The organism is Tessaracoccus sp. ZS01, assembly GCF_022342445.1.
GTDB lineage: Bacteria > Actinomycetota > Actinomycetes > Propionibacteriales > Propionibacteriaceae > Arachnia.
In genome coordinates, this window is record NZ_PQFE01000006.1 from 39237 (window position 1) to 62678 (window position 23442).

Annotated in this window: 19 protein-coding genes; 11 read left to right on the forward strand and 8 right to left on the reverse strand. The window is 67.9% G+C overall.

The window, feature by feature from the left end; all coding sequences use genetic code 11:
• Positions 1-26: 26 nt before the first annotated feature.
• Both C3E87_RS07965 and C3E87_RS07970 read right to left on the reverse strand, forming a co-directional pair.
• Positions 27-1361, reverse strand: coding sequence for an ABC transporter substrate-binding protein (locus tag C3E87_RS07965; RefSeq protein ID WP_076061406.1), 1335 nt, complete (start codon positions 1359-1361; stop codon positions 27-29).
• Between the two features lie 25 nt (positions 1362-1386).
• Positions 1387-3495: a glycoside hydrolase family 36 protein gene (locus C3E87_RS07970; protein WP_143570943.1), complete on the reverse strand. Its 2109-nt coding sequence runs from the start codon at positions 3493-3495 to the stop codon at positions 1387-1389.
• A 436-nt stretch (positions 3496-3931) separates the two neighbouring features.
• On the opposite strand from C3E87_RS07970, the gene C3E87_RS07975 reads away from it, so the two are divergent.
• From C3E87_RS07975 to C3E87_RS08010, 8 genes are all read left to right on the forward strand, one after another.
• Positions 3932-5338, forward strand: a complete 1407-nt coding sequence (locus C3E87_RS07975; RefSeq protein ID WP_076061412.1) for an HNH endonuclease signature motif containing protein — start codon at positions 3932-3934, stop codon at positions 5336-5338.
• Between the two features lie 78 nt (positions 5339-5416).
• The gene (locus tag C3E87_RS07980) at positions 5417-6490 is read left to right on the forward strand and encodes an LLM class flavin-dependent oxidoreductase (protein ID WP_076061414.1); all 1074 of its coding nucleotides are present in this window, start codon (positions 5417-5419) and stop codon (positions 6488-6490) included.
• A 75-nt stretch (positions 6491-6565) separates the two neighbouring features.
• On the forward strand, positions 6566-7114 hold the full coding sequence (locus C3E87_RS07985) for an NADPH-dependent FMN reductase (RefSeq protein ID WP_076061417.1): 549 nt from the start codon (positions 6566-6568) through the stop codon (positions 7112-7114).
• Positions 7115-7165: 51 nt separating this feature from the next.
• Positions 7166-9223: a phosphate acetyltransferase gene (pta, locus tag C3E87_RS07990; RefSeq protein ID WP_076061420.1), complete on the forward strand. Its 2058-nt coding sequence runs from the start codon at positions 7166-7168 to the stop codon at positions 9221-9223.
• 72 nt (positions 9224-9295) lie between these two features.
• On the forward strand, positions 9296-10480 hold the full coding sequence (locus C3E87_RS07995; protein WP_076061422.1) for an acetate kinase: 1185 nt from the start codon (positions 9296-9298) through the stop codon (positions 10478-10480).
• A gap of 205 nt (positions 10481-10685) precedes the next feature.
• On the forward strand, positions 10686-11459 hold the full coding sequence (locus tag C3E87_RS08000; RefSeq protein WP_076061424.1) for an SDR family oxidoreductase: 774 nt from the start codon (positions 10686-10688) through the stop codon (positions 11457-11459).
• Between the two features lies 1 nt (position 11460).
• The gene (locus C3E87_RS08005; protein WP_076061426.1) at positions 11461-12267 is read left to right on the forward strand and encodes a 1-acyl-sn-glycerol-3-phosphate acyltransferase; all 807 of its coding nucleotides are present in this window, start codon (positions 11461-11463) and stop codon (positions 12265-12267) included.
• Positions 12264-13976 (forward strand): FAD-binding oxidoreductase, encoded by a 1713-nt coding sequence (locus C3E87_RS08010; protein WP_076061429.1) that lies wholly within the window; start codon positions 12264-12266, stop codon positions 13974-13976. The genes C3E87_RS08005 and C3E87_RS08010 overlap by 4 nt, the downstream gene beginning before the upstream one ends.
• A 21-nt stretch (positions 13977-13997) precedes the next feature.
• On the opposite strand, the gene C3E87_RS08015 is transcribed toward C3E87_RS08010, so the two are convergent.
• Complete coding sequence (locus tag C3E87_RS08015) at positions 13998-14897, reverse strand: PAC2 family protein (protein WP_076061431.1); 900 nt, start codon at positions 14895-14897, stop codon at positions 13998-14000.
• Positions 14898-14985: 88 nt separating this feature from the next.
• Here C3E87_RS08015 and yaaA point away from each other — a divergent pair, with 88 nt between their 5' ends.
• A complete protein-coding gene (gene yaaA, locus C3E87_RS08020; protein WP_076061434.1) occupies positions 14986-15756 on the forward strand; it encodes a peroxide stress protein YaaA in 771 nt (256 codons plus the stop codon).
• Between the two features lie 19 nt (positions 15757-15775).
• Here yaaA and C3E87_RS08025 read toward each other — a convergent pair whose 3' ends face one another.
• Complete coding sequence (locus C3E87_RS08025) at positions 15776-16312, reverse strand: hypothetical protein (protein ID WP_143570944.1); 537 nt, start codon at positions 16310-16312, stop codon at positions 15776-15778.
• Positions 16313-16493: 181 nt separating this feature from the next.
• Here C3E87_RS08025 and C3E87_RS08030 point away from each other — a divergent pair, with 181 nt between their 5' ends.
• Positions 16494-18071, forward strand: coding sequence for a sodium-dependent transporter (locus C3E87_RS08030; RefSeq protein WP_076061438.1), 1578 nt, complete (start codon positions 16494-16496; stop codon positions 18069-18071).
• Positions 18068-18190: a methionine/alanine import family NSS transporter small subunit gene (locus tag C3E87_RS08035; protein ID WP_076061440.1), complete on the forward strand. Its 123-nt coding sequence runs from the start codon at positions 18068-18070 to the stop codon at positions 18188-18190. The genes C3E87_RS08030 and C3E87_RS08035 overlap by 4 nt, the downstream gene beginning before the upstream one ends.
• Positions 18191-18253: 63 nt before the next feature.
• Here the strand turns inward: C3E87_RS08035 and C3E87_RS08040 are convergent, their stop codons facing one another.
• The 4 genes from C3E87_RS08040 to C3E87_RS08055 all read right to left on the reverse strand — a co-directional run bounded on the left by C3E87_RS08040 (position 18254) and on the right by C3E87_RS08055 (position 23217).
• Complete coding sequence (locus C3E87_RS08040; protein ID WP_076061442.1) at positions 18254-18751, reverse strand: hypothetical protein; 498 nt, start codon at positions 18749-18751, stop codon at positions 18254-18256.
• A gap of 100 nt (positions 18752-18851) precedes the next feature.
• On the reverse strand, positions 18852-19370 hold the full coding sequence (locus tag C3E87_RS08045; protein ID WP_076061445.1) for a hypothetical protein: 519 nt from the start codon (positions 19368-19370) through the stop codon (positions 18852-18854).
• Positions 19371-19495: 125 nt separating this feature from the next.
• Positions 19496-22150 (reverse strand): pyruvate, phosphate dikinase, encoded by a 2655-nt coding sequence (ppdK, locus tag C3E87_RS08050; RefSeq protein WP_076061447.1) that lies wholly within the window; start codon positions 22148-22150, stop codon positions 19496-19498.
• 164 nt (positions 22151-22314) lie between these two features.
• Positions 22315-23217 carry a pyruvate, water dikinase regulatory protein gene (locus C3E87_RS08055; RefSeq protein ID WP_076061449.1) on the reverse strand — a complete coding sequence of 301 codons (903 nt, stop codon included), beginning with the start codon at positions 23215-23217 and terminating at the stop codon, positions 22315-22317.
• Between the last annotated feature and the right edge of the window lie 225 nt (positions 23218-23442).

Here is a 23442-nt window from a genome sequence, read left to right on the forward strand (position 1 = left end):
CGGGGGTCACCGCCCACCCGGGAGTGTCAGAATCCCTCGGCGCCGAGGGCCTTGGCGAGTTCGGCGAACTGCTGCTGCGTCGCCTCACCCACCTGCTGGGGCGTCTTGGTGCCCTGGATCATGTCAGCCAGGTTGATGTACAGGTCCGGGTTGGCCACGGCGAGGGACTGCATGGAGCCCACCGAGTCGGCCAGCGACGCGTGTACGTCCAGCAGTGCCTGCGGGACGCCGTCGGGGTTGGGGACGTCGGGCTGCAGCGAGATGGTGTTGGCAGCCTGCACGAAGTCCGCGTAGCCGTCACCCAGCCAGTAGGAGAGGAACTGCTTCGCTGCCGCCTCCTGGGTGGCGTCATCGGTCTTGAACGCCACGACGGCGTTGGACTGGTCCGGGATGGAGGTGCCGACGTTGCCCTCGGGGCTGATCGGGAAGAAACCGATCTTCTCGTCGAGCTCGGCGGTGTCGGCCTTGGCCTGCAACTGACCGAAGAAGGAGTTCACCTGGACGACCATGGCCGCATCGCCGGCGAGCAGGGCGTCGCCCTGGTCCTCGAACGTGGCGGTCTTGATGTCGTCGTTGAACAGGCCCTCGTCGATCCAGCCTTTGTAGTTGTTGATGGCGCCCATGATGGTCTCGTCGGTGAACTGCTCCTCGTTCGCGTTCACCCGGTCCCACAGGCCGTCCTTGGCAGCGTTGGCGAGCTGGATCTGGACCCACCACTGGGTACCCCAGCGGTCGGCGGCCATCTCGTGGAACGGGGTGACGCCGTCGGCGTCGAGGGTGCGTGCGAGGTCGATCATCTCATCGATGTTGCCAGGGGTCTCGGTGATGCCCGCCTCGGCGAACACCTCCTTGTTGTAATAGACGCCCTGCACGGCCGGAGTGCTGATCAGCGCGGCGTAGCGGGTGTCGCCCACGAAACCGGTCAGGTCCTTCAGCGCCGGGTCCATGGCGTCGAGCCAGGGCGCACCGTCGAGCGGGAGGAGGTTGTTGGTGGCGTTGAGTGCGTTGAGCTGGGACTCGGTTGGCTGCCAGAAGGCGAGGTCCGGCTTGTCACCGGTGGCCACCTTGGTCTGGATGCCCTGCTCGTAGGGATCGGGGATGGTCACGACCTCGACCGTCGCACCCGTCAGCTCCTCGAACCCGGCGATGACCGGGTCCGCGGTCTTGTTCGAGTTCTGTGCCGCCCAGATCGTCAGGGTGACACCGTCGAGGCTGGCGTCCTGGGCCGGCCACTCGGCGGCGGAGCTGCCCCCGCCCTCAGTGGAGCTGGGCGGGTCCTGCACCCCGGGGTCACTGCAAGCCGTCAGCGCGACTCCCGCTGTCAGGGCGACCGCAGCCGCCCGTACCAGGGACTTCTTCATTGGAATCTCCTTTGGTCGACTCGCCTCAGGCGAGCTCTCGGGGGTCGGATCCGCCCTTGTGGCTGATCCGGATCATGCGTGCGGCCGGGGCGGCATCCGCGTCGACGCGCAGCACCCCGTCCGCCTCGCTCCACGCCAGTTGCCAGGGCGTGAGGTTCTTGGGGAACACGGTCTCGATCCGCGGGTCGAGGCCCGCGAACCGCGGCAGCCGCAGTTCCGCGGCGGGCGCGTCCGCGCGTCGCCAGATGAACAGCAGCGTGGCGTCGTCGACGTCGAGGCCGAGGGTCACCCACGGGTCGTCCCACCGGGGCAGGCCGAGCGGCCACACCGGTGTGGAGCGTCGGATGTGGTGCCGGATCTCCTTGGTCAGCGCCACGGCCTCGCGGACCAGTTCCAGCTCCGATTCGGTCATGTTGTTGAGGTAGCCGGACAGGAAGAAGCGGCCCGGGAGCCCAGTGACGAGGCAGAACGCCGCCTCCTCGGGCGACATCCCCGGCTGCGGGTAGGCCCAGCTGGCGGCCTGCTCGGGGAGCATGCTCATCGGCGCCGAGGCGGTGATGGGCGGGTAGAGCAGCGGGTCCTGCTGGTCCGAGGTGGACTGCAGCTGCAGCCGGGACAGGAGCGCACCGTCGGCGCGCATGGCGCCGGAGCCGCAGTTCTCGATGACCAGCGCGGGGTGTCGGTCCAGGACTGAGTCGAGCCAGGCCAGGTGGGCGCGGTTGTGCTCGAGGAGGCCGTCACCGACGCTGCAGCTCGCGTGGTCGGTCCCGGGGCCCGGGTTGATGTTGTAGTCGAACTTGAAGTAGCCGACGCCGAAGTCCGTGACGAGGCGGTCCACCACGGCATCGGCATGGGCGACCGCTGCTGGGTGCCGGAAGTCCAGGTGGTAGCGACCCTGCTCCATCAGCCGCTGGCCGCCGCGCTGCAGGAACGCCTCGTCGGGCAGTTGGTCGGCCAAGGGGCTGCGCACGCCGATCACCTCGGGCTCGAGCCACAGCCCGGGCACCATGCCGTGCCCGCTGATCCGGTCCACCACTTCCCCGAGGCCACCGGGGAAACGGGTGGTGGACGGCTGCCACGCCCCGACGGAGTCCCACCAGAAGCCGGAGTCGTCGTACCAGCCGGCGTCGATGCAGAAGATCTCCGCACCGGCCGCGGCCGCGGCGTCCACGAGCGGGATGAGTTTGGCGGTCGTCGGGTCGCCGTCGAGCGTGTTCATGTAGTCGTTGAAGATGACCGGCAGCGACTCGTTGTCCGCGTGCGGCCGGCGCGTGCGACGGCGCAGCTCGGTGACGGCGGCCACGGCGGCCGTCACGTCGGAACCGAGCGCCACCGCGGCCGGCACCGTGGTGAAGGACTCCCCCGGCGCCAGAGTGCGGCTCCAGCCGTGGTCCATGTGGTTGGGGCCCGAGACCGCCACCTCGAAGTCGCGGTACTCCTCCCCCAGCTCGATCCGCCAGGCACCGTTGTGCAGAACCTGCCAGACCCAGGCGACGCCTTGGTCTGCTGAACTCGCGGCCGCCACCGGGGTCCACTCGCCGGAGGACCAGGTGCCGGTGGAGACCAACGCCTCCTGCCCGCGCGGACGATGCCCGGTGAGGTGCTGCGAGATGCGGGGGAAGAGTTCGCCGAGCGCGACGTCGTCCCACCGGTTCTCCGCCAGCCAGTCACTGCGGGCCCGGTGCAGGCGCCAGTCGGTGTTCCCGACCGGTCGATCATCGCGGTTCCCCAGGGGCGCCGACCAGCTCGTGACCGCGAGCAGCGTGACCGGCGCGTCCGAGGTGTTGGTTACGGTGGTGCGGGTGGTAAAGGCGGCGACGCCGTCGAAGGACTCGAGCGTGGCGACGACATCGAGGCCGGTGGTGGACATGTCGAGTTCGAGCTCGTGGCGACCCGATTCGGAGTCGGTGTGGAAGTCCGTCAGCCGCAGCGCCTGCCCCAGTTCCGACATGCCGAGGCGGGAACTCGCGAGGGCGTGGCCGTGGTCCGAGGTGAGGACCTGCACCACCGGAACGAGGTCGCTCGTCGTCATCCGGGCACCGCCGGCCTCCGCCGAGCGGAGCGCCACCGGCTCGTCGGCACCATGGCCGATCTCGAGCACCAGCGCGTCGTGTCCCCAGCGGATTGCCTTCACGATCTCTCCCTTGCGATCTCTACTTCCTCACGTGCACGACTAGTGAAGCACAGGTTTGATAACGCTTTCAAGACTATCTTGAAATCGTTATCAAAAACGTTGTGCCTGGGCTTGGGTTGGCAGTGGAGACACCGGCCGGGCGGCATCGACGCGGGGCGCGCCGCCGATCCCGCTGATTCTGCTACCGGGATCCTGAAGGACGCGCTTCAGACAACCCCTGCGGGACGTGCTCGTTGGGGGAAGAGACTGAGACACTCACATCCTCCCAGCGGCAAGGCTCCCCACGTCTACTCACCCGGCAGGCACGGTCCCAGTCTCAATGGCGAAGAGCTCAATTGTGAAGAGCCGGAAATGTCAGGGGCACCTGCTAGCACAAGTTGCCTTTGACAACGCGTTTTCCTTGTTTTAGATCGCGTGTTCCCTTAGAATAGTTCACATGAGCGAAGCGCGGGAACTGATGCAGCAGGGCATCGCTGCGCTCTGGGACGCCGCAGGCTCACTCCTAACTGATTCACCGGCCGCAGAACGGTTGGCCACCATGGTGCACACCGTCACCGAGGCCGAGGCGCAACTGGCCGGTCTGCGACTCCACCTCCTCCATGAGGCCCGCCTCTCCGCCGCCGACGGAGTCGTCGAAGAGGTCCGCCAATCCGTGCGCACCACCACCGCGCAGGCCACCGCATCACTGAAGCTCGCCATGGATCTCGGGGAACGCTTCCCGCTGATCGCGTCCGCGTTGAACGACGGGGAGCTCTCGTTGGCGCAGGCCGAAGCGATCATCTCCGGGCTCCGAAAGCTCCCCAACGCCGTAACACGTGCGGAGTTGGTGAAGTGCCAGGAATCGGTACTGGCGAAGGTTCACAACCTCGGCCCGGACGAGTTGCGGGAGCTGGCCAGTCACGTGTTCCGGGTGATCGACCCCGACGGGGCCGAAGCCGAAGACAAGAAGAGGCTCGACGCGCAAGACCGCGCCGCCCACCGCAGCCGGTTCCTGATCATCACCCCGGATCATCACGGGTCGTCGCGGTTCAGCGGCAAGCTCCCCACCGCCCAGGTAGAACTCCTCGCCGCCCAGTTGGACGCGGTGACGCCGCCGGCGTCGTCCTACCGCGACTCCGATGAACCCTCGGATCCGGCCGTCCGCCGCGCGGACGCGTTGATGATCCTGGTCCACACCGCCGCCGCCACCGGGAAGCTCCCCGCCCACGGCGGAGACCGGCCACAGGTCCACATCACCGTCAACTACGACACCCTGCTCACCGGGCTGGGACGCGTCGACGTCCTCGGCGGCCACGGCCCCGGCGGACTATCTGCCGCCGACGCCAGACATTTGGCCTGCGACGCGGACCTGATCCCCGTCGTGCTCGGCACCGACTCACAACCCCTGGACGTGGGACGCAAACACCGCCTGTTCCCCGCCGGGATCCGCACCGCCCTCACCCTCCGCGACGGAGGCTGCGCATTCCCCGGCTGCACCGCCAGACCTGCCTCGTGTGAGGCGCACCACATCGTCCCCTGGTGGGCAGGCGGAACCAGCTGTCTAGGCAATGCGGTGCTTTTGTGTCCGCACCATCACCGGTTGGTCGAACCAGACCCTCAACAGTCATCCGAGTCGCAGTGGCAGGTCCACCTCGACCCGGACACCGGAAAGCCGTGGTTCACCCCACCCCGACACATCGACCCCGCCCGCAGACCCAGGCAACACCGAAGACACCTCCTGCACGAACTCGTCACCTCCACCAAGGCACCACCCTGCCCAGACGAACCCGAGCCCCCTGACTTCAACCGGCTCGAGGAACTGATCGCCCGCACCGCGGCCGTCTGGCAATCCGCCGCCCACTGAGGGCGTGGCCTGCCGGGCGTCGCCGAGGTAGGACCCCACCGAGGCCAAAGCTTGAACGGTGGCCCTACGGTGGGGGGTATGCAGCTTTCGGTACTCGACCTGATCAGCGTTCGTACGGGCCAGACGACGGCGGACAGCCTCCGGGCCAGCCGGGAGATGGCCGAGACGGCGGACAGGCTGGGCTTCACCCGGTACTGGGTGGCCGAGCACCACAACACAGATTCGGTCGCCTCCACCTCCCCCGCCGTCGAACTGATGTACCTGGGGCAGGACACGCACCAGATCCGCCTCGGCTCCGGCGGCGTCATGCTGCCCAATCACGCCCCGTTGGCGGTGGCGGAGCAGTTCTCCCTGCTGACCGCCGTGTACGGCGACCGCATCGACCTGGGCATCGGCCGCGCGCCGGGCACGGACCCCATCACGTCGGCCGCCATCCGCGGGCAGCTGGGCGGGGGCCACTTCGTCGACGCCGACGGCCGCCCCGTCGATCCCGTGCGCGAGTTCCCCCGCAACGTCACCGACATCCTCACTCTCCTCAGCCCCGACGGTGCCGAGGTGCGGCTCCCCCACGGCCGCACCTACCAGCTCCGCGCCGCCCCGGACATCCAGCACTCCCCGCAGGTGTGGCTGCTGGGCTCCAGCGACTACTCGGCGCAACTCGCCGCTGCGCTCGGCCTGCCGTACGTGTTCGCGCACCACTTCAGCGGGCGGGGCACCCGGCAGGCGCTCGACCTCTACCGCGGCTCGTTCCAGCCCACCGACAACGGCCAGGCACCGCGGACGTTCGTCACCGTCAACGTCTGCGTGGCCGAGACGGCCGACGAGGCCTGGGAGCTCGTCGAGCCCCACCTCTACACGATGGCGAAGTTCTCCACCGGCGGCGGCCTCTCGCCTTCGCCGTTCGTCGGCGCCGACGTCAAGCGGTTGCTGACCGACGACCTGCGCCGCGCCGCCCAGCCCACCCTCGACACGTGGGCGGTGGGCAACCCCGACGAGGTCGCCCACCAGTTGCGCGAGACCGCGGCGGAGTTCGGCGTGGACGAGATCATGGTGCACCCCGTCCAGGGCGCCTACGAGGGCGACGCCGCAGACCGCTGGCCGGCGAAGGTGCGCGGCTTCGAACTGCTGGCGGAGGCTCTCCTCGACAGTTGAGCCGTCTGGGCCGCTCGGCCGCGATAGAGTCGCTGGTATACCAACACCGTTCTCGCGCACCCGAAAGGCACTGACATGTTGATCGGCATCGTTCTGGGCTCTGTCCGCAAGGGCCGCAAGGGCAAATCTGTCGCTGACTGGATCATGGGCCTCACCGCGGAGCGCACCGACGCCGAGTTCGTGCTCATCGACCTGGCCGGCTACGACCTGCCGGTGCTCACCGACGAGGTGGAGCCCTTCGATTACGCGGGCAAGTACCCCGACGCCAACGTCCAGGCGTGGGCCGACGCGCTCGCCGCCTGTGACGGCTACGTGTGGCTGACCCCGGAGTACAACCACGGCGTACCGGGCGGTTTCAAGAACGGCGTCGACCACCTGGGCATGGAGATGGCGTTCAAGCCGGTGGCGTTCGTCTCCTACGGCTTCGAGGGCGGGGTGCGCGCCGTCGAGGCGTGGCGGCCCATCCTCGCGGCGCTGCACCTGTGGGGGCTGCGCAACCAGGTGTCGCTCAACAACGCCACGGAATTCGACGGCAACCAGGTCCGCCCCGACGCCCACCGGCCCGGGCAGCTGCAGCACCTGCTGGACGCCGTCGTCCTGGCCGCCGGGAAGCTCCTACGCTGACGGTGTAGACCCGCCCCATCCCAACAAACGAATCGCGATAAGGTGGTCCCCGTGACCAAAAGTGTTTATATTGCCTCGTCGGAGCGGCTGGTCAGTAAGTCGTCCATCGCCCTGGGCGTGATCGACCTGTTCGCTCGCCAGGTGCGCTCGGTGGGCGTCTTCCGCCCGCTCGTGCACTCCCTCGACGCTGACGCAGTGACCCAGGCCCTCCTTTCGCCGAAGGGCGTCAACCAGTCGCTGGAGTCCGCCGTGGGCGTGACCTACGCCGATTACGCCGCGGATCCGGACCAGGCGATCGACACCATCGTCGCGAAGTACAGCGAGCTGTCGGAGAACCGCGACGCCGTGGTCATCGTCGGTTCGGACTACGACGACTTCGAGTCGGCCCTGGAGCTGGACCACAACGCCGTCATCGCCGCCAACCTCAACTCGCCCGTGATCTTCGTGGCACGCGCCAAGGACCGTTCGGCCGAGCAGGTCCAGCGGATGACCGAGTCCGCCGTCGACGCGTTCGAGTCGCGGCACAACACCGTCATCGCGCTGATCGCGACGCATGCGGACGAGGGCCGGGAGGCCGAGGTCGCCGATGCACTGCACAGGGTCCGTGAAGCCGTGGTCGCCGTGCTGCCGGACAGCCCCGTGCTGCGCGCCCCCTCCGTCGGCGCCCAGTTCGCCGCCGTCGGCGCCACCCAGTGGCTGGGGCAGAGCGAGTTCCTGGCGCACGAGTCGCTGCACACCATCGTGGGCGGCATGACGCTGCCCAACCTGCTGCCCTACCTGAAGCGCGAATCCACCGTCATCATGCCGGCGGACCGCCTCGACCTGCTCCCCGGCCTCGTGATGGCGCACCGCTCGCCGCACTACGGGCCGCTGTCGGCGATGGTGCTGACCGGCGGTTTCGAGATCCCGGAATCGGTGTCGAAGCTGTTCACGGATTCGACGATCGACCTGCCCATCGCGGTCACCAAGGGCGACACCTTCTCCACCGCCGTGAAGCTGCAGGGCGTGCGCGGCACGTCCACCAGCTCCCCCCGCAAGATCGAGGTGTCGCGGGCGCTGTTCTCGCAGTACGTCGACGAGAGTGCGCTGCTGGAGAAGATCGACCTCACCACCACGGACATCCGCACGCCCACCATGTTCGAGTTCCAGATCATGCAGATGGCCCGGGCCAACAAGCAGCGCATCGTGCTGCCGGAGGCCACGGACGACCGCATCCTCGAGGCCGCGGACATCGTGCTGCAGCGCTCCGTCGCAGACATCATCCTGCTGGGAGACGTGGCGCGCATCAGCCAGCGCGCCTCGGAGCTGGGCCTCAACCTCTCCGACGCCACCGTCGTCAACCCGGAGGACCCGGAGCTGGTCGAGCAGTTCGCGGCGGAATACGCCAGGCTGCGCGCCCACAAGGGCATCACCATCGAGCAGGCCCGCCAGCGGATCACGGACCCGTCCTACTTCGCCACCATGATGGTCCACCTGGACATGGCCGACGGCATGGTGTCGGGCGCGATCAACACCACCGCCGCCACCATCCGGCCGTCGCTGGAGTTCATCAAGACCAAGCCTGAGGTCTCCGTTGTGTCGGGTTCGTTCCTGATGTGCATGAGCAACCGCGTGTTGGTCTACGCCGACTGCGCCGTCAACCCGGATCCCACCCCCGAGCAACTGGCGGACATCGCCATCACCTCGGCCGCCACCGCCGCGAACTTCGGCATCGAGCCCCGCGTGGCCCTGCTGTCGTACTCGACGGGCGACTCGGGTTCCGGCGCAGACGTCGACAAGGTGCGCGAGGCCACCCGCCTGGTGCGCGAGCGCGCGCCGCAGCTGAAGGTCGAGGGCCCCATCCAGTTCGACGCCGCCGTCGACGAGGTGGTCGCCGCCAAGAAGATGCCCAACTCGGAGGTCGCGGGGCGCGCCACCGTGTTCATCTTCCCGGACCTCAACACGGGCAACAACACCTACAAGGCCGTGCAGCGCACCTCCGGTGCGATCGCCATCGGCCCCGTGTTGCAGGGCCTCCGCAAGCCGGTCAACGACCTGTCGCGCGGAGCCCTCGTGGACGACATCGTGTCCACCATCACCATCACCGCCATCCAGGCCCAGACCAACTGAGCCAGGAGCCGACGCGGCAGGGTCCCCACCCTGCCGCGTCGTTCATCACAACCCCCCAATAAAGGAAGCGCCATGAGCCAGCCGATCCTCCTGCTCAACTGCGGATCGTCGTCGATCAAGTACCAGCTACTCGATCCGGGGGTGGGCTCGCCGCAGGCGGTCGGCATCGTGCAGCGCATCGGCCTCGAGGTCGGCACCATCACCCACGAGGTGGGCGATGAGGAGTACCACGAGGCCCGCCCGTTCGCGGACCACACGGAGGCAGTGGCCGCCGTCGTGAAGATGTTCACGGACCACGGGCCCAGCCTCGACGACGTGGTGGCCGTGGGTCACCGCACCGTGCACGGTGGCGCCACCTTCATCGAGTCGGTCCTGATCGACGACAGCGTCATCGACAAGCTCGTGGAGCTGTCGGACCTGGCGCCGCTGCACAACCCGCCCGGCATCGCCGGCATCAACGCCGCCAAGGAGGTCCTGCCGGACGTCCCGCACGTGGCCATCTTCGACACGGCGTTCTTCTCCACCCTCCCGGCCGAGGCCTACACCTACGCCATCGACTACGACACCGCGCAGCGCCTGGGCGTGCGCCGCTACGGCTTCCACGGCACCTCGCACAGCTACGTGTCGAAGAAGGCCGCGGAGTTCCTCGGTAAGCCCATCGAAGACCTCAAGATCATCGTCTGCCACCTCGGCAACGGCGCCTCGATCTCCGCCGTCGACGGCGGGGTCGCCATCGACACCTCCATGGGCCTCACCCCGCTGGAGGGCCTCGTCATGGGCACCCGTTCCGGCGACGTGGACCCGGGTCTGCACAAGTACCTGGTGCGCAGCGGCATGACCATCGACGAGGTGGACAACCTGCTCAACAAGCAGTCCGGCATGGGCGGCCTCTGCGGCTTCACCGACATGCGTGACGTGCAGACGGCCATCCTCGAGGGCGACGAGCGCGCGCAGCTGGCGCTCGACGTCTATGTGCACCGGCTCCTGAAGTACATCGGCTCCTACATCGCCGTGCTGGGCGGGGTCGACGCCCTGGTGTTCACCGCCGGTGTCGGCGAGAACGCGGCGCACGTTCGTCGCCCCGTGATCGAGCGCCTGAAGAACCTGGGCTTCGAACTCGACCAGGCCGCCAACGACGCCCGGTCGAAGGAGCCGCGTGAGATCTCCACGCCGGAGTCCAGCGTCCGCGTGCTCGTGGTCCCGACCAACGAGGAACTGGCCATGGCGCAGGAGACCCTCGAGGTCATCTCCCGCTGAGCGAAGCCCTTCAGGGGGTGGTGTCGCACACACCGGGCCGATCGGTCCGCGCCTGCGCGACATCGCCCCCTGAAGCATTTCCAGCCCCCTTTTTGTAGCTCTTCGACAACCCCGGGCCCCGCCGTTGTGGGATTACCACGAACCCCGCTCAGCAAGGCCAGACACGCTTCGCGAGCCCCACCCCCAGTGGCGTACCTTTGACCTCATGGCTTCAGCTTTGATCACGGGTGGCACTTCCGGCATCGGTCTCGCGTTCGCGCAGGAGTTGGCCAGGCGAGGCACCAACCTGATCCTGGTGGCCCGCGACACCGTCCGCCTCGAGGCCGTCGCGGCCGAGTTGAACGGCCAGTTCGGCGTCGAGGTCGAGACGATCCAGGCGGATCTGTCAGAGCGGGCCGACATGCTGCGCATCGGTGAGCGGCTCGAGGACCTCAGCCGCCCCGTCGACATCCTGGTGAACAACGCCGGGTTCGGGCTCCACTCCACGTCGTTGAACCCGGACGAGGTGGAGCTCAACACCAACGCCATCGAGGTCATGTGCGTGGCGGTGTTCATCCTCAGCGGCTCCGCCGCCCGCGCCATGAAGACCCGCGGGCACGGCCAGATCATCACGGTGGCGTCCTCGTCGTCGTCGATCTTCTCCGGCAACTACTCCGCCATCAAGGCCTGGGCGCGCACGTTCTCCAACTCCCTGGCCCTCGAGCTGAGCGGCACCGGCGTCACCGCCACCGCGCTGCTCCCCGGCTGGGTCAAGACTGAGTTCCACCAGCGGGCCGGCATCAACGCTTCCAAGCTGCCGGGCATCGTGTGGATCGACGCGGACAAGCTCGTGCGCACCGCCCTCGACGACTCCGCCAAGGGCCGCTTCGAGTCGGTGCCGGACTGGAAGTGGAAGACCGCCATGTTCCTCGCGGACCATGGCCCGCGCGCCTTCACCCGCTGGTTCTCGAAGAAGCTGTCCGCCTCGAGGAAGCACTGACGTGGCAGCCGAACTCGAATCGGGCAACTCGCGCTACACCTCCAAGGTGCAGGCGACGACGCGCCAGACGGCCCAGATGCTGGTGCTCAAGCCCGCGCTGATGCGACTGCTGCGGGTCCATGTGCACGGCGCCAGCAACCTCGACACTCTCGACGGCGCCTTCATCGTGTTCGGCAACCACTCCTCGCACCTCGACGCCCCCCTCATCCTCGCGTCGCTACCCAACCGCCTCTCGAAGCGCGTCGCCACCGGCGCGGCCGGCGACTTCTTCTTCGGCAACTGGTTCAAGTCCATGTCGATGGCGTTGTTCATGAACGGCTTCCCGATCGACCGCGGCAAGGGCGGCAAGGGCAAGCGCGGCATGTCCGGGCAACTGCTGTCCGACGGTGTGCCGCTGCTGCTGTTCCCCGAGGGCACGCGTTCCCGCACCGGTGCGATGGGCAAGTACGTCCCGGGCGTCGCGTCGCTGTGCATCTCGCGTGGCGTGCCGGCGCTGCCGGTGGCCCTCGTCGGCGCCTTCGCGGCCTGGCCGTCGAAGCAGAAGCACCTCCCCAAGGGCCGGCCCGAGGTGCACGTCGTGTTCGGACGGCCCATGACGCCGCGACCCGGGGAGATCGCCCACGAATTCAACGAGCGGATGCGCCGCCAGGTGCTGGAGCTCCATGACACGACCGCGCGCGCTTACGGTAAGAAGACGCTTGCGGAGTATGAGCGTAATGTGGCGCTCGAACGCGCACAGGAGACGGAAATCGCGACTCTGGCTGAACATGCCCGGGAGCAGGCCGACAAGCAGGAGGATCCTCAATGATCGAGGGCGTCAAGCAGCAGAAGTGGTGGGGCTGGGGCGAAGAAGGCCATAGCTTCGGCTACAAGGACAAGCCGAAGTTCGCACCCTTCGTGATGAACCGGGTCGGCGTCGACATCGACGAACCCGTCAAGCCCGTCCCGCCCTTCTCCTCCCTCGAGGTGCCGGCCTCCCAGCTCACAGAGTCGCTGCGCACGAGCCTCGTCGCCATCCTGGGCGAGAAGTACGTGCAGACCGACGACGAGACCCGCGTCGTCCACGCGTTCGGCAAGGGGGTGCGTGACCTGGTGCGCGTGCGCCGCGGCCAACTCGGCCGGGTACCCGACGTGGTGCTCTACCCCGGCACCCAGCGTGAGGTCGAACGCCTGGTGGACGCCGTCGTCGACGCCGACGCCGTGCTGATCCCGTTCGGCGGCGGTTCCAACATCGTGGCCGCCCTGGAGGCCGTGCCCGGTGAGTCGCGGCAGGTCGTCTCGGTGAACCTCGGCCGGATGAACAAGGTGCTGGAGATCGACGAGGTCTCGGGCCTCGCGCACATCCAGGCCGGCGTCTTCGGCCCCGACATGGAGGACCAGCTCCAGGCGCGCGGTTGGACGCTGGGGCACCACCCCGATTCGTTCGTGTGGTCCACGCTCGGTGGTTGGATCGCCACCCGCTCGTCGGGCATGCAGTCCGACAAGTACGGTGACATCGCCGACATCACCCGCGGCCTCACCATGGTGATGCCCGGCCAGGTGTTGACGCTGCGCCCCCTCCCGTCCACCTCGTCCGGCCCGTCCGTGCGCGAGATGGTGCTGGGCTCCGAGGGTCGCCTGGGCGTCATCACGTCCGCGTGGGTCAACGTGCACCGCGTGCCGGAGGTGCGCGAGATCCAGGCGTACTTCTACGCCACCTACGCAGACGGCCTCAAGGCCTGCCGCGAGATCGTCGAATCCGACGCGGATGTCATGATGGCCCGCGTCTCGGATGCTCTCGAAACCGAATACATCATGGCCAACGGCAAGAAGGGCAGCAGGGTCTCGTCGCTGGTCAGCAAGGGCATCAAGAAGCTGATGGAGCAGAAGGGCTGGGACCTCAGCCAGATCGCCATGAGCTTCGTGGGCTTCGAGGGCTCGGCCAGCCACGTGCGCTACCTGAAGGGCATCGTCGGAAAGATCGTGCGCAACAACGGCGGCATGGGCGTCGGCAAGGGCCCGGGCGCGCTGTACGACCAGAAGAAGTACGACACCCCCTACCTGCGCGACTTCATGCTGGACCACGGCCTGGTCTGCGACGTCTCCGAGACGACGACCCCGTGGGCCTTCGCGGAGCAGATCCACACCAACGCCACGGACGCCTTCTACCAGGTGATGGACGACTTGGGGCTGCGCGGCGTGGTGTTCTGCCACCTCAGCCACTCGTACCACTCGGGAGCGTGCCAGTACTTCACGTTCGCGATCAACGACGACTCCGAGAGCAATCTCGTGACCTACGACCTGGCCAAGCGCGCCATCCAGCAGGCGTTCATGGACAACCACGGCACGGTCTCGCACCACCACGGCGTCGGTGAGGAGCACAGCCCCTGGATGGAGCAGGACATCTCCCCCGCGGGCGTGTTCATCCAGAGCAAGCTGTTCGACGGCGTGGATCCGGGCCGCAACTTCAACCCGGGCAAGATCGTCCACGAGGGCGCGCCGGGCATTTCGACGAACTCAGCCGACCACGTCGGCTGACGCCCGCCGGAGCCACGTGGCCTACTCGGTGTCGTCCAGCGACCTGAGGAAGGCCTCGGCCTGAGCGCCCAGCTCATCGGCCGACGGCACGTCCTCGGGCTCCGTCTGGTGGCCCAGCGCCCGCACGACCCGGTCGTGTTGCTCCTCGAGCGACTCCACCAGTTCACGCAGGTCGTCGTCCGCGGCCATGCCCTCACCCAGCCGGGCGGCCACGTGGACGGCCTTCGTCTCCAGCGTCGACGTCGGCAGGTTCAGCTGGGCGTGCGCTCCCAGCGAGTCGAGCAGCGCGACGGCGGCCGCGGGGAAGTCTGTCTCCGCCAGGTACGGCGGGATGTGGGCGGCCAGGCCCACCGACGCCACGTCGGCCTCACCGAGCCGGACGTTCAGCAGTGCCGGCAGTGAGGCGCCCATGCGCATGGTGCCGAAGATGGGCTGGTGGCCGGGGATCAGGTCCGGGCTCGTGGCGAAGCGCGACAGCGACACGGGGCGCGTGTGCGGCACCGCCATGGGCACTCCCTGGAGCGTGATCACCTGCGCCACGTCGAAGGTGTCGGCGAGGTGGACGACGGCGGCGGCCATCCGCTCCCACTGGTACGACGGCTCCGGGCCGTTCAACAGCAGGAACGGGGCACCGTCGGTGTCCAGCACATGGTGGAGGGTGATCTCGGGGCGCTCGTAGTCCGTGAAGTGGTCGCGCTCGAACGTGATGGGCGGCCGACGGCTGGCGTAGTCCAGCAGCTGGTCCGCGTCGAAGCGCGCCAGCACGTGGTTGGGCAACGTCTCCAGCAGGTGCTCGTCCACGAGTCGCTGCACGTGTCCGGCGTCCACGAAGGCGCCGAGCGTCACCACCATCGCCTTGGCGTGGATGGCGCGTGGGTCGACGTGCGACTCGAACTGGTACAGGGCTGCTGGGTCCAACATGAATACATCCTCCTCACACAGTCAAACACCGATACTGCCCTGGGTATTCCCAGGCGCGTCCGCGCGTGGTTCACCTACAATCGGGGCCATGCTGTCCGTCCTGTCGCCGGCGAAGTCGCTGGATTTCGAAAGCCCGCTGCCCACGAAGAAGCACTCCGAGCCGCGCCTCATCGGGCAGTCGGACGGGTTGATCGAGATCATGCGCACCAAATCCCCGGCGGACATCTCGCAGCTGATGCACATCTCCGACGACCTGGCCCACCTCAACGCCACGCGGTACCAGGACTTCACCAGCGAACACACCGCGAAGAACGCCCGGCCCGCCATCCTCGCCTTCAACGGCGATGTCTACCAGGGCCTCCAGGCGCACACGTTCGACGCCCGCGACTTCACCGAGGCGCAGAAGTCGCTGCGCATCCTGTCCGGCCTCTACGGGCTGCTGCGCCCGCTGGACCTCATCCAGCCGCACCGCCTCGAGATGGGCACCCGGCTCGCCTCCGCGCGGGGGCAGTCGCTGTACGACTGGTGGGGCACCCAGGTCACAGACCTCCTGCACCGCGACCTGGACGCCTCCCCCGGTGCCGACGTCCTCATCAACCTGGCCAGCACCGAGTACTTCAAGGTGCTCGACGGCGAACGCCTGGGCGCCAGGATCATCTCGCCGCGCTTCGAGGACCGCGACAAGGACGGCGAGCCACGCATCGTCAGCTTCTACGCCAAGCGGGCCCGCGGCACGATGGCCGCGTGGCTGGTGAAGGAGCGGGTGCGCACGCCCTCCAAGCTGCTGGATTTCAACCGCGACGGCTACGAGTACGACGAGGCCCGCTCGACGAAGGACCAGCCGGTCTTCGTGCGTTGAGTCCGCCCCACGCCCAGCGTCAGGGCATCGAGGCGAACAGGGAGATGAAGAACAGGATGTACAGCACCCAGAACACGACGCCCAGACCCATCAGCACGATCCAGATGATGCTGAACACCTTGCCAAGCATGTACCCGGTCTTGAGGTTGCCGTCCCACGGGAACGGCGCACCGGCCTCGATCTCCTTCTTGGCCTGTCCCCCCAGGTACCAGGCGACGAAGGACACGACACCGGTGAAGATGCCCACGATGCCGAGGATGAAGACCATCTGCGTCTGCGGGTGCTCGGGGCGCGCCCAGGGCGGCGCATAGGGCCCAGGCCCTTGCGCGTAGGGCGAGGGTGCATAGTGTCCCGGCTGCACATAAGGAGCGGGTTGGCCATAGGGAGCGGGTTGGCCATAGGGCGCCGGCTGCCCGTACGGCTGGGGCTGGGGCTGGACCGGGGGCTGGCCCCACGGTGCGGGCGACGACGCGCCTCGGCTGGGCGCGGGGCCGAATTCCGACGGCGACGAGGGGTCGGCGAAGTCGTCGGGGCGGTAGGGCGGGACGTCACTCACAGGACTCTCCTCCGTCGGGTGCTACCCGAGTCTCCCACGGCCGGGGCGGCCCTGACAGGGCAGGCACATATCTCGGCGCCCCGCCGCGCTGGGCCACTGAGCGGTCCATCCCGCGCGCCCCTATCCGCGCGCGCCCCGAGGCCTATACGCTACGCCCGTATTACTACCCATAGGAGGACGGATGAGCGATCCATCTGTCATGCGGCCAGCGGCGCCGACGACCCACCGTCGCGAGATGTTCAGCTCGCGCAACGTGTTCATCCTGGCGGCCATCGGCTCCGCCGTCGGTCTCGGCAACATCTGGCGATTCCCCTACGTGTCGTACACCAACGGTGGCGGCGCCTTCCTCATCCCGTACCTCATCGCGCTGTTGACCGCCGGCATCCCGTTGCTGTTCCTCGACTACGCCCTCGGCCACCGCTACCGCGCCTCTCCCCCGCTGGCGCTGCGCCGGGCCGGCAAGAAGTGGAGCGAGATGTTCGGTTGGTGGCAGGTGCTGGTCTGCTTCGTCATCGCCGTCTACTACGCCGCGATCCTCGCGTGGGCCGCGATGTACTTCATCTTCAGCTTCACCGAGGCCTGGGGTGACGACCCGGAGGGGTTCCTCTTCGGCGAGTTCCTCCAGGTGGCCGAGACCCCGCACATCGGGTTCGACTTCGTCCCGCAGGTGGCCATCCCCATGCTGCTGGTGTGGGTCCTGACGCTCGTGGTGATCGGCCTCGGCGTCAAGCGGGGTATCGCGAGGGCCAACCTGGTGATGATCCCGCTGCTGCTCGTGATGTTCCTCGTCCTGGTGATCCAGGCGCTCACCCTGCCGGGCGCGATGGACGGTCTCAACGCCTTCTTCACCCCGGACTGGGCCGCGCTGGCGAACCCCGGCGTGTGGGCGGCGGCGTACGGTCAGATCTTCTTCTCGCTGTCGGTGGGCTTCGGCATCATGATCACCTATTCGTCCTACCTGCGTCGCCGCACCAACCTGACCGGCTCCGGCCTGGTGGTGGGCTTCGCGAACTCCGGCTTCGAGCTGCTCGCCGGCATCGGCGTCTTCGCGGTGCTGGGCTTCATGGCGCAGTCCTCGGGCAGCGAGGTGGGTGACGTGGCCTCCGGAGGCATCGGGCTGGCGTTCATCGCGTTCCCCAGCATCGTGTCCTCCAGCTCCATCGGCCCGCTGCTGGGCGCCCTGTTCTTCGCGTCGCTGGTGTTCGCCGGCTTCACATCGATGATCTCCATCGTGGAGGTCTGCACCGCCGCCCTGCAGGACAAGCTGGGCCTTGGCCGCGTGCAGGCCACGCTCGCCGTCGGCCTGCCGATGGCCGCGGCGTCCATGCTGCTGCTGTCCACCACCACCGGCCTGTTCTTCCTGGACATCACGGATGAGTTCATCAACAAGTTCGGCATCCTGCTCGGCGCGTTCGCCATGGTGATCGTGGTGGCCTGGGTGCTGCGGAAGATCCCGCTGCTGCAGAGCCACCTCTATCGCGTCTCCAGCGTGCGCTTCGGCAAGGTGTGGATGGTGCTCGTCGCCGTCGTCGTGCCGGTCGTGCTGGGCTACATCCTGGTGACCGAGGTCATCAAGCACGTCACCACGCCCTACGGGGACTACCCGCTGGGGATGCTGGGCATCTTCGGCTGGGGCATGGTCGCGTCGCTCATCGTCGGAGCCGCCATCCTGGCCCTCACGCCGTGGAGACGCGGCACCGTGGAATCCATCGACGAGAACGCGCTCGACGCCAAGTATGAGGAGATCATGAAGAAATGACACCCATCGCCATCACCATGATGATCATCGCCATGCTCACCCTCTGGGGCGGGCTGGCAGCAGCAGTGGTGCATCTCGTGCGCACCCCCGAGGTCGTCGTCGACGAAGGCGACCACTGACCCAGCCAGACGACGACGGCGCGGCCACCATCGGTGGCCGCGCCGTCGTCGCGTATCAGGCGGTCAGTAGCCGGATGAAGCGGCCAGACCGATGATGAAGATGAACCACACGATCGTGAGGACGACGCCGATGATGGTCAGGATGGAGATGACCTTGCCGAGCAGGTAGCCGGTCTTCAGGTTGCCGTCGAAGGCGTAGGGCGCGCCGGCCTGGATCTCCTTCTTGGCCTTGCCGCCCATGTACCAGGCGATGAAGGCGCAGACCTGCACGAAGATGCCGACGATGCCGAGGATGAACACGGTCTGGCTCTGCGGGTGCTCGGCGGGGGGGCCGTAACCCGGCTGCCCGTAGGGGGTGGGCTGGCCGTACGGCTGCTGCTGGCCATAGGCCGGCTGGCCGTAGGGCTGCTGCTGGCCGTAGGGCTGTTGCGGCTGGCCATAGGGCTGCTGACCGTAGCCCGCTGCGGGCGGGGTCTGGCCGTAGTCAGGCGACTGACCGTAGAGAGGGCTCTGCTGAGGATCCGGCTGGCCCTGCGGGGCCCCGTACTCCGGCTGGGACATGGCTGTTCCTTTCGTGGCGAATGCACCGCAATTGTCGGGCATGAGGAGGCCATCGCGTGGGAGATTGTCCACAAGGGCTGCCGAAGGTCACAGCAACCGCTCACACGCTGGCCATGATCCCCAGCATGATCAGCGCTGCGAACAGCATCATGAACACGGAATAGATGATGCCCAGCACCCAGCCGACCTGCCCGCCGGCACCCCACTGGTAGGGCGCGCCGAGGGCGATCTCCTTCTTCGCCTTGCTGCCCATGTACCAGGCGAATGGTGCGGTGACCACCACGAACACACTGAGGACGCCCAGGACCAGCACGGCAACCGACGAGGGGTGCTCCGGCTTTGCCAACTGGTAGCCGTAGTACGGCTGGGGCACCTGCATCGGCTGCTGGTAGGGCACCGGGTAGCCATACGGTGGCTGCTGCGGCGTGGGCGGCGCCACCGGGGCGGGCGACACCGCCGGGGGCAGGTACGTGGGGACGGGCTGGGCCGGCGGAGGCGTCTGCGCGGTGAACGGATCGTCGAGGTAGGGGTCGTAGCTGGGCCCGCCGAATTCCGGCCCCCTCGGCGTACCGTACGGCTGCGGCTGCGGCTCCGACGGCGGGTACTGGTCGTTCGACACCCTGACCTCCTAGTCTCGGGCCCAGTCTAGGCCGACGGGGGCCGACGCCCGCGCCGACGACAGCGGCCGGGCGTACGGAACCCCCGGGTGGGCAACCGGTGTCCACCCGGGGGTTTCCGTTCACGTCAGCCGGCGCGCTCCTGCAGCACCGCCTTGGCGGCCGCGAACCGGGCGATCGGTACGCGGAACGGCGAACAGCTCACGTAGTCGAGCCCGGCGCCGTGGAAGAACGTCACGGAATCCGGATCGCCCCCGTGCTCGCCGCAGACGCCCGTCTTGAGCTTGGGCTTGGTCTGCCGACCCTTGGCCACACCCATCTCCACCAGGGCGCCCACGCCGTCCACGTCGATGGTCTCGAACGGGTTGCGCTCCAGCACGTGGTCCATCACGTAGTTGGTGAGGAAGCCGTTCTCCGCGTCGTCGCGCGAGATGCCGATGGTGGTCTGGGTGAGGTCGTTGGTGCCGAAGGAGAAGAAGTCGGCGAACTCGGCGATCTTGTCGGCCACGAGCGCCGCGCGCGGCAGCTCGATCATGGTGCCGATGGTGTAGTCGAGTTGCTGACCCGCCTTCGCCAGTTCGTCGTCAACCGCCGCCACGACGATGGCCCGCTGCGCCTCGAGCTCCTGCGTGAGCGCCACCAACGGGATCATGATCTCCACGCCGACTGTCTCGCCCTCGCGCTCCTTGACCGCCAGGGCGGCGCGGATGATGGCACGGGCCTGCATGTCCGGGATCTCCGGGTACAGCATGGCCAGACGGACGCCGCGGGTGCCGAGCATCGGGTTGAGCTCGTGCAGGCGCTTGACCTGGGTCAGCGTCTCCCGCGCCTCGGTGAGCTGCTGGCCGTCGCCGTTGGTCAGTTCCAGCCGCTGCACCAGCAGCGACTGCTCCACCAGGTTGGGCAGGAACTCGTGCAGCGGCGGGTCCAGCAGCCGAACGGTGACGGGGAGGCCCTTCATGGCGGTGAAGATGCCCTCGAAGTCCTGCTGCTGCATGGGCAGGATCTCCTCGAGCGCGGCTGCGCGCTGCTCGGGGCTCTCGGCGAGGATCATCTTGCGGACAGCGGGCAGGCGGTCCTGGGCCATGAACATGTGCTCGGTGCGGCACAGCCCGATGCCCTCGGCGCCCAGCTCGCGGGCCTTGGTGGCGTCCTCGAAGTTGTCGGCGTTGGCGCGTACGCCCAGGCGGCGCACGTCGTCGGCCCACTGCACGACCTTGAGGAAATCCTCGTTGATCTGCGGCGGGATGAGATCGAGCTTCTCGCCGTAGACCTTGCCCTGGGAACCGTCGAGCGTGATGACGTCGCCCTCATGGATGACGCGGTCGCCGATGGTCAGGGTCTTGGCCACCGTGTCGATCTTGATGCCGTGCGCGCCGGCCACGCAGGGCTTGCCCATTCCGCGCGCCACGACGGCGGCGTGCGAGGTCATGCCGCCGTGGGCGGTGAGGATGCCCTGGGCGACGATGACGCCGTGGATGTCGTCGGGGGTGGTCTCGTAGCGCACCAGGACGACTGCCTCGCCCTTGCCGCCGAGATCCGCCGCGGTGTCCGCGTCGAACACCACGCCACCGACGGCAGCACCCGGCGAAGCCGGCAGGCCGGTGGCGATCGCGTCATTGCCGTGGTCCGGTGGGATCGCCGGGTGGAGCAGCTGGTCGAGCTGGCCCGGTTCGATGCGCATCAGCGCGTCCTCCTGCGAGATGACACCCTCGTCGACCAGGTCCGAGGCGATCTTCAGCGCGGCGGCCGCGGTGCGCTTGCCGTTGCGCGTCTGCAGCATGTAGAGCTTGCCGTCCTCGATGGTGAACTCCATGTCCTGCATGTCGCGGTAGTGCAGTTCCATGTCCTTCATCGTCTTGACGAGCTGCGCGTACGCCTCGGGGAGCACCTCCTCCATCTCATGGAGCTGGCGCGGGGTGCGGATGCCGGCGACGACGTCCTCGCCCTGGGCGTTGACGAGGAACTCACCGTAGAGCGCGTTCTCGCCGGTGGACGGGTTGCGGGTGAAGCAGACGCCGGTGGCGGAGGTGTCGCCGCGGTTGCCGAACACCATCTGCTGGATGTTGACGGCGGTGCCGAGCGAAGCGGAGATGTTGTGGGCGCGGCGGTACACCTCGGCGCGGGGGTTGCCCCAGGAGCGGAAGACGGCGTTGACGGCGCGGTTGAGCTGCTCGTGGGGGTCCGAGGACCATTCCCCGCCGAGGTACTCGTTGGAGATCTCCTTGTAGGTGGCCACCAGCTCCTTGAGGTCGTCGGCGGTGAGATCCGTGTCCTGCTCGACGCCGCGCTCGTGCTTCAGCGCGCTGAGCGCGTCCTCGAAGAGGTGGCCCGGGACGCCCTCGACGACTTCGCCGTACATCTGGATGAAGCGTCGGTAGGAATCCCACGCGAAGCGCTCGTTGCCGGATTCCTCCGCGAGCGCCTTGACGGATTCGTCGGAGATGCCGAGGTTGAGGACGGTGTCCATCATGCCGGGCATGGAGTGGACGGCGCCGGAACGCACGGAGAGGAGGAGGGGCTTCTCGGCGGCACCCAGCACACGGCCGGTGCGCTGCTCGAGGCGCTTCAGCGCCGCGGCGATGCCGTCGGCCAGGCCTTCTGGCCACTTTCCACCGTTGTTCATCGTCTGAACGCAGGCCGTGGTGGTGACGGTGAACAGGTCCGGGACGGGAAGGCCGACCTTCGCCATCTCGGCGACGTTGGCGCCCTTACCGCCGAGGAGGCTGCGCATCGTGGCGTCACCCTCGGACAGGTCGTAGATGTAGCGATCCTCGCTCATGTGGGGATATCTCCTTTGACAAACCCTGGGGAACCGCCTTTGGCTCCCCGCTGCCCCAAGACTAGTCCTGACAAGCCCGGCGAAGGGGGCGGGGTGGGAGAATCCCAGCCGACCCCACCTTCGTCAGGCTGCGGAGCGGGCACCCCACGCCCGCGGAGCGTGGATCACTTGGGAGGAGGCGCCCAGGCGCCGCCCGGCCGCACGATCCCGGGGGGACGACGGAGGCGTTGGCCCACCTTGCGGGCCCGGTCATCGACCACGTCGATGATGCGCGAGGCGGCCTCTTCGATGGCGACGCCGGTGGTGTCGATGATGGGGCAGCCGAGCTTGCGCTGGGTGCGGCCGATCTCATCGAGCTCGTCGTAGATCTTGACCAGGTCGGCGTACCCGTCCTTGGTGCCGAAGCCACCCATGCCGCGCACCCGCTGGCCACGGATCTGATTGAGCCGCTCCGCGTCCATCGTGAGCCCGATGATGCGCCAGCGGTCCAGATCCCACAGCTCCTTCGGCGGTTCGATGCCCGGCACCAGGGGCACGTTGACCGCCTTGTAGCCCAGGTAGCCGAGGTAGATCGACAGCGGGGTCTTGCCTGAGCGGGACGGGCCCACCAGGCAGATGTCGCACTCCTTGAGCGCCTCCGGGAGCGACCCGTCGTCGTGGCGGACGGCGAAGTCGATGGCGGCCATCCGCACGAAGTACTCCGCCTCGACGCCGAGGGGGCGCATGGGGACCTGGTCGGCCTCGATGCCGCTGATGCGTTCCAGCGCACCCATCGCCTGCGTCATCAGATCGGCGAACGGCACCTCAATGTCGTTGCAGAACGATTTGACCAACTCGGCCTGTTCCTCGCTGACGAGCGTGAAGAACACCGCGACGGGCGCCCGCTCCGTGCTCTCCTTGATGGTCTCCAGCGCGGTGAGCAACGACGCGGTGGTGCCCACCTTGCGGTGCCGGACCAGGCTGAATTGCCGCGTCGGGAACTGGGTGATGGCGGCCCGCGCGATGCGGGCTGCGGTCTCGCCTGTGGAGTCGGCGATGATGTGGATCTCCAGCGGCTCTGCTGACATGACAGTCACCTTACGGGGCCGCCCCTCAGCCAGCACCGAACATCACGATGTTGTTGAACAACCAGTCGTTGCTCTGGCTGAAGGTGTAGCCGCCGCCCGGTCTTGCCGTGGCCACCGGGCAACGGATGACCCCCGGCCGAGTCAGCCATGACGAATTGGCACTGCCCTCTTCCCTCCTGCGATCGCAGAGCTAGGCTTGGATACCAGGGCACCACGGAAGTTGCC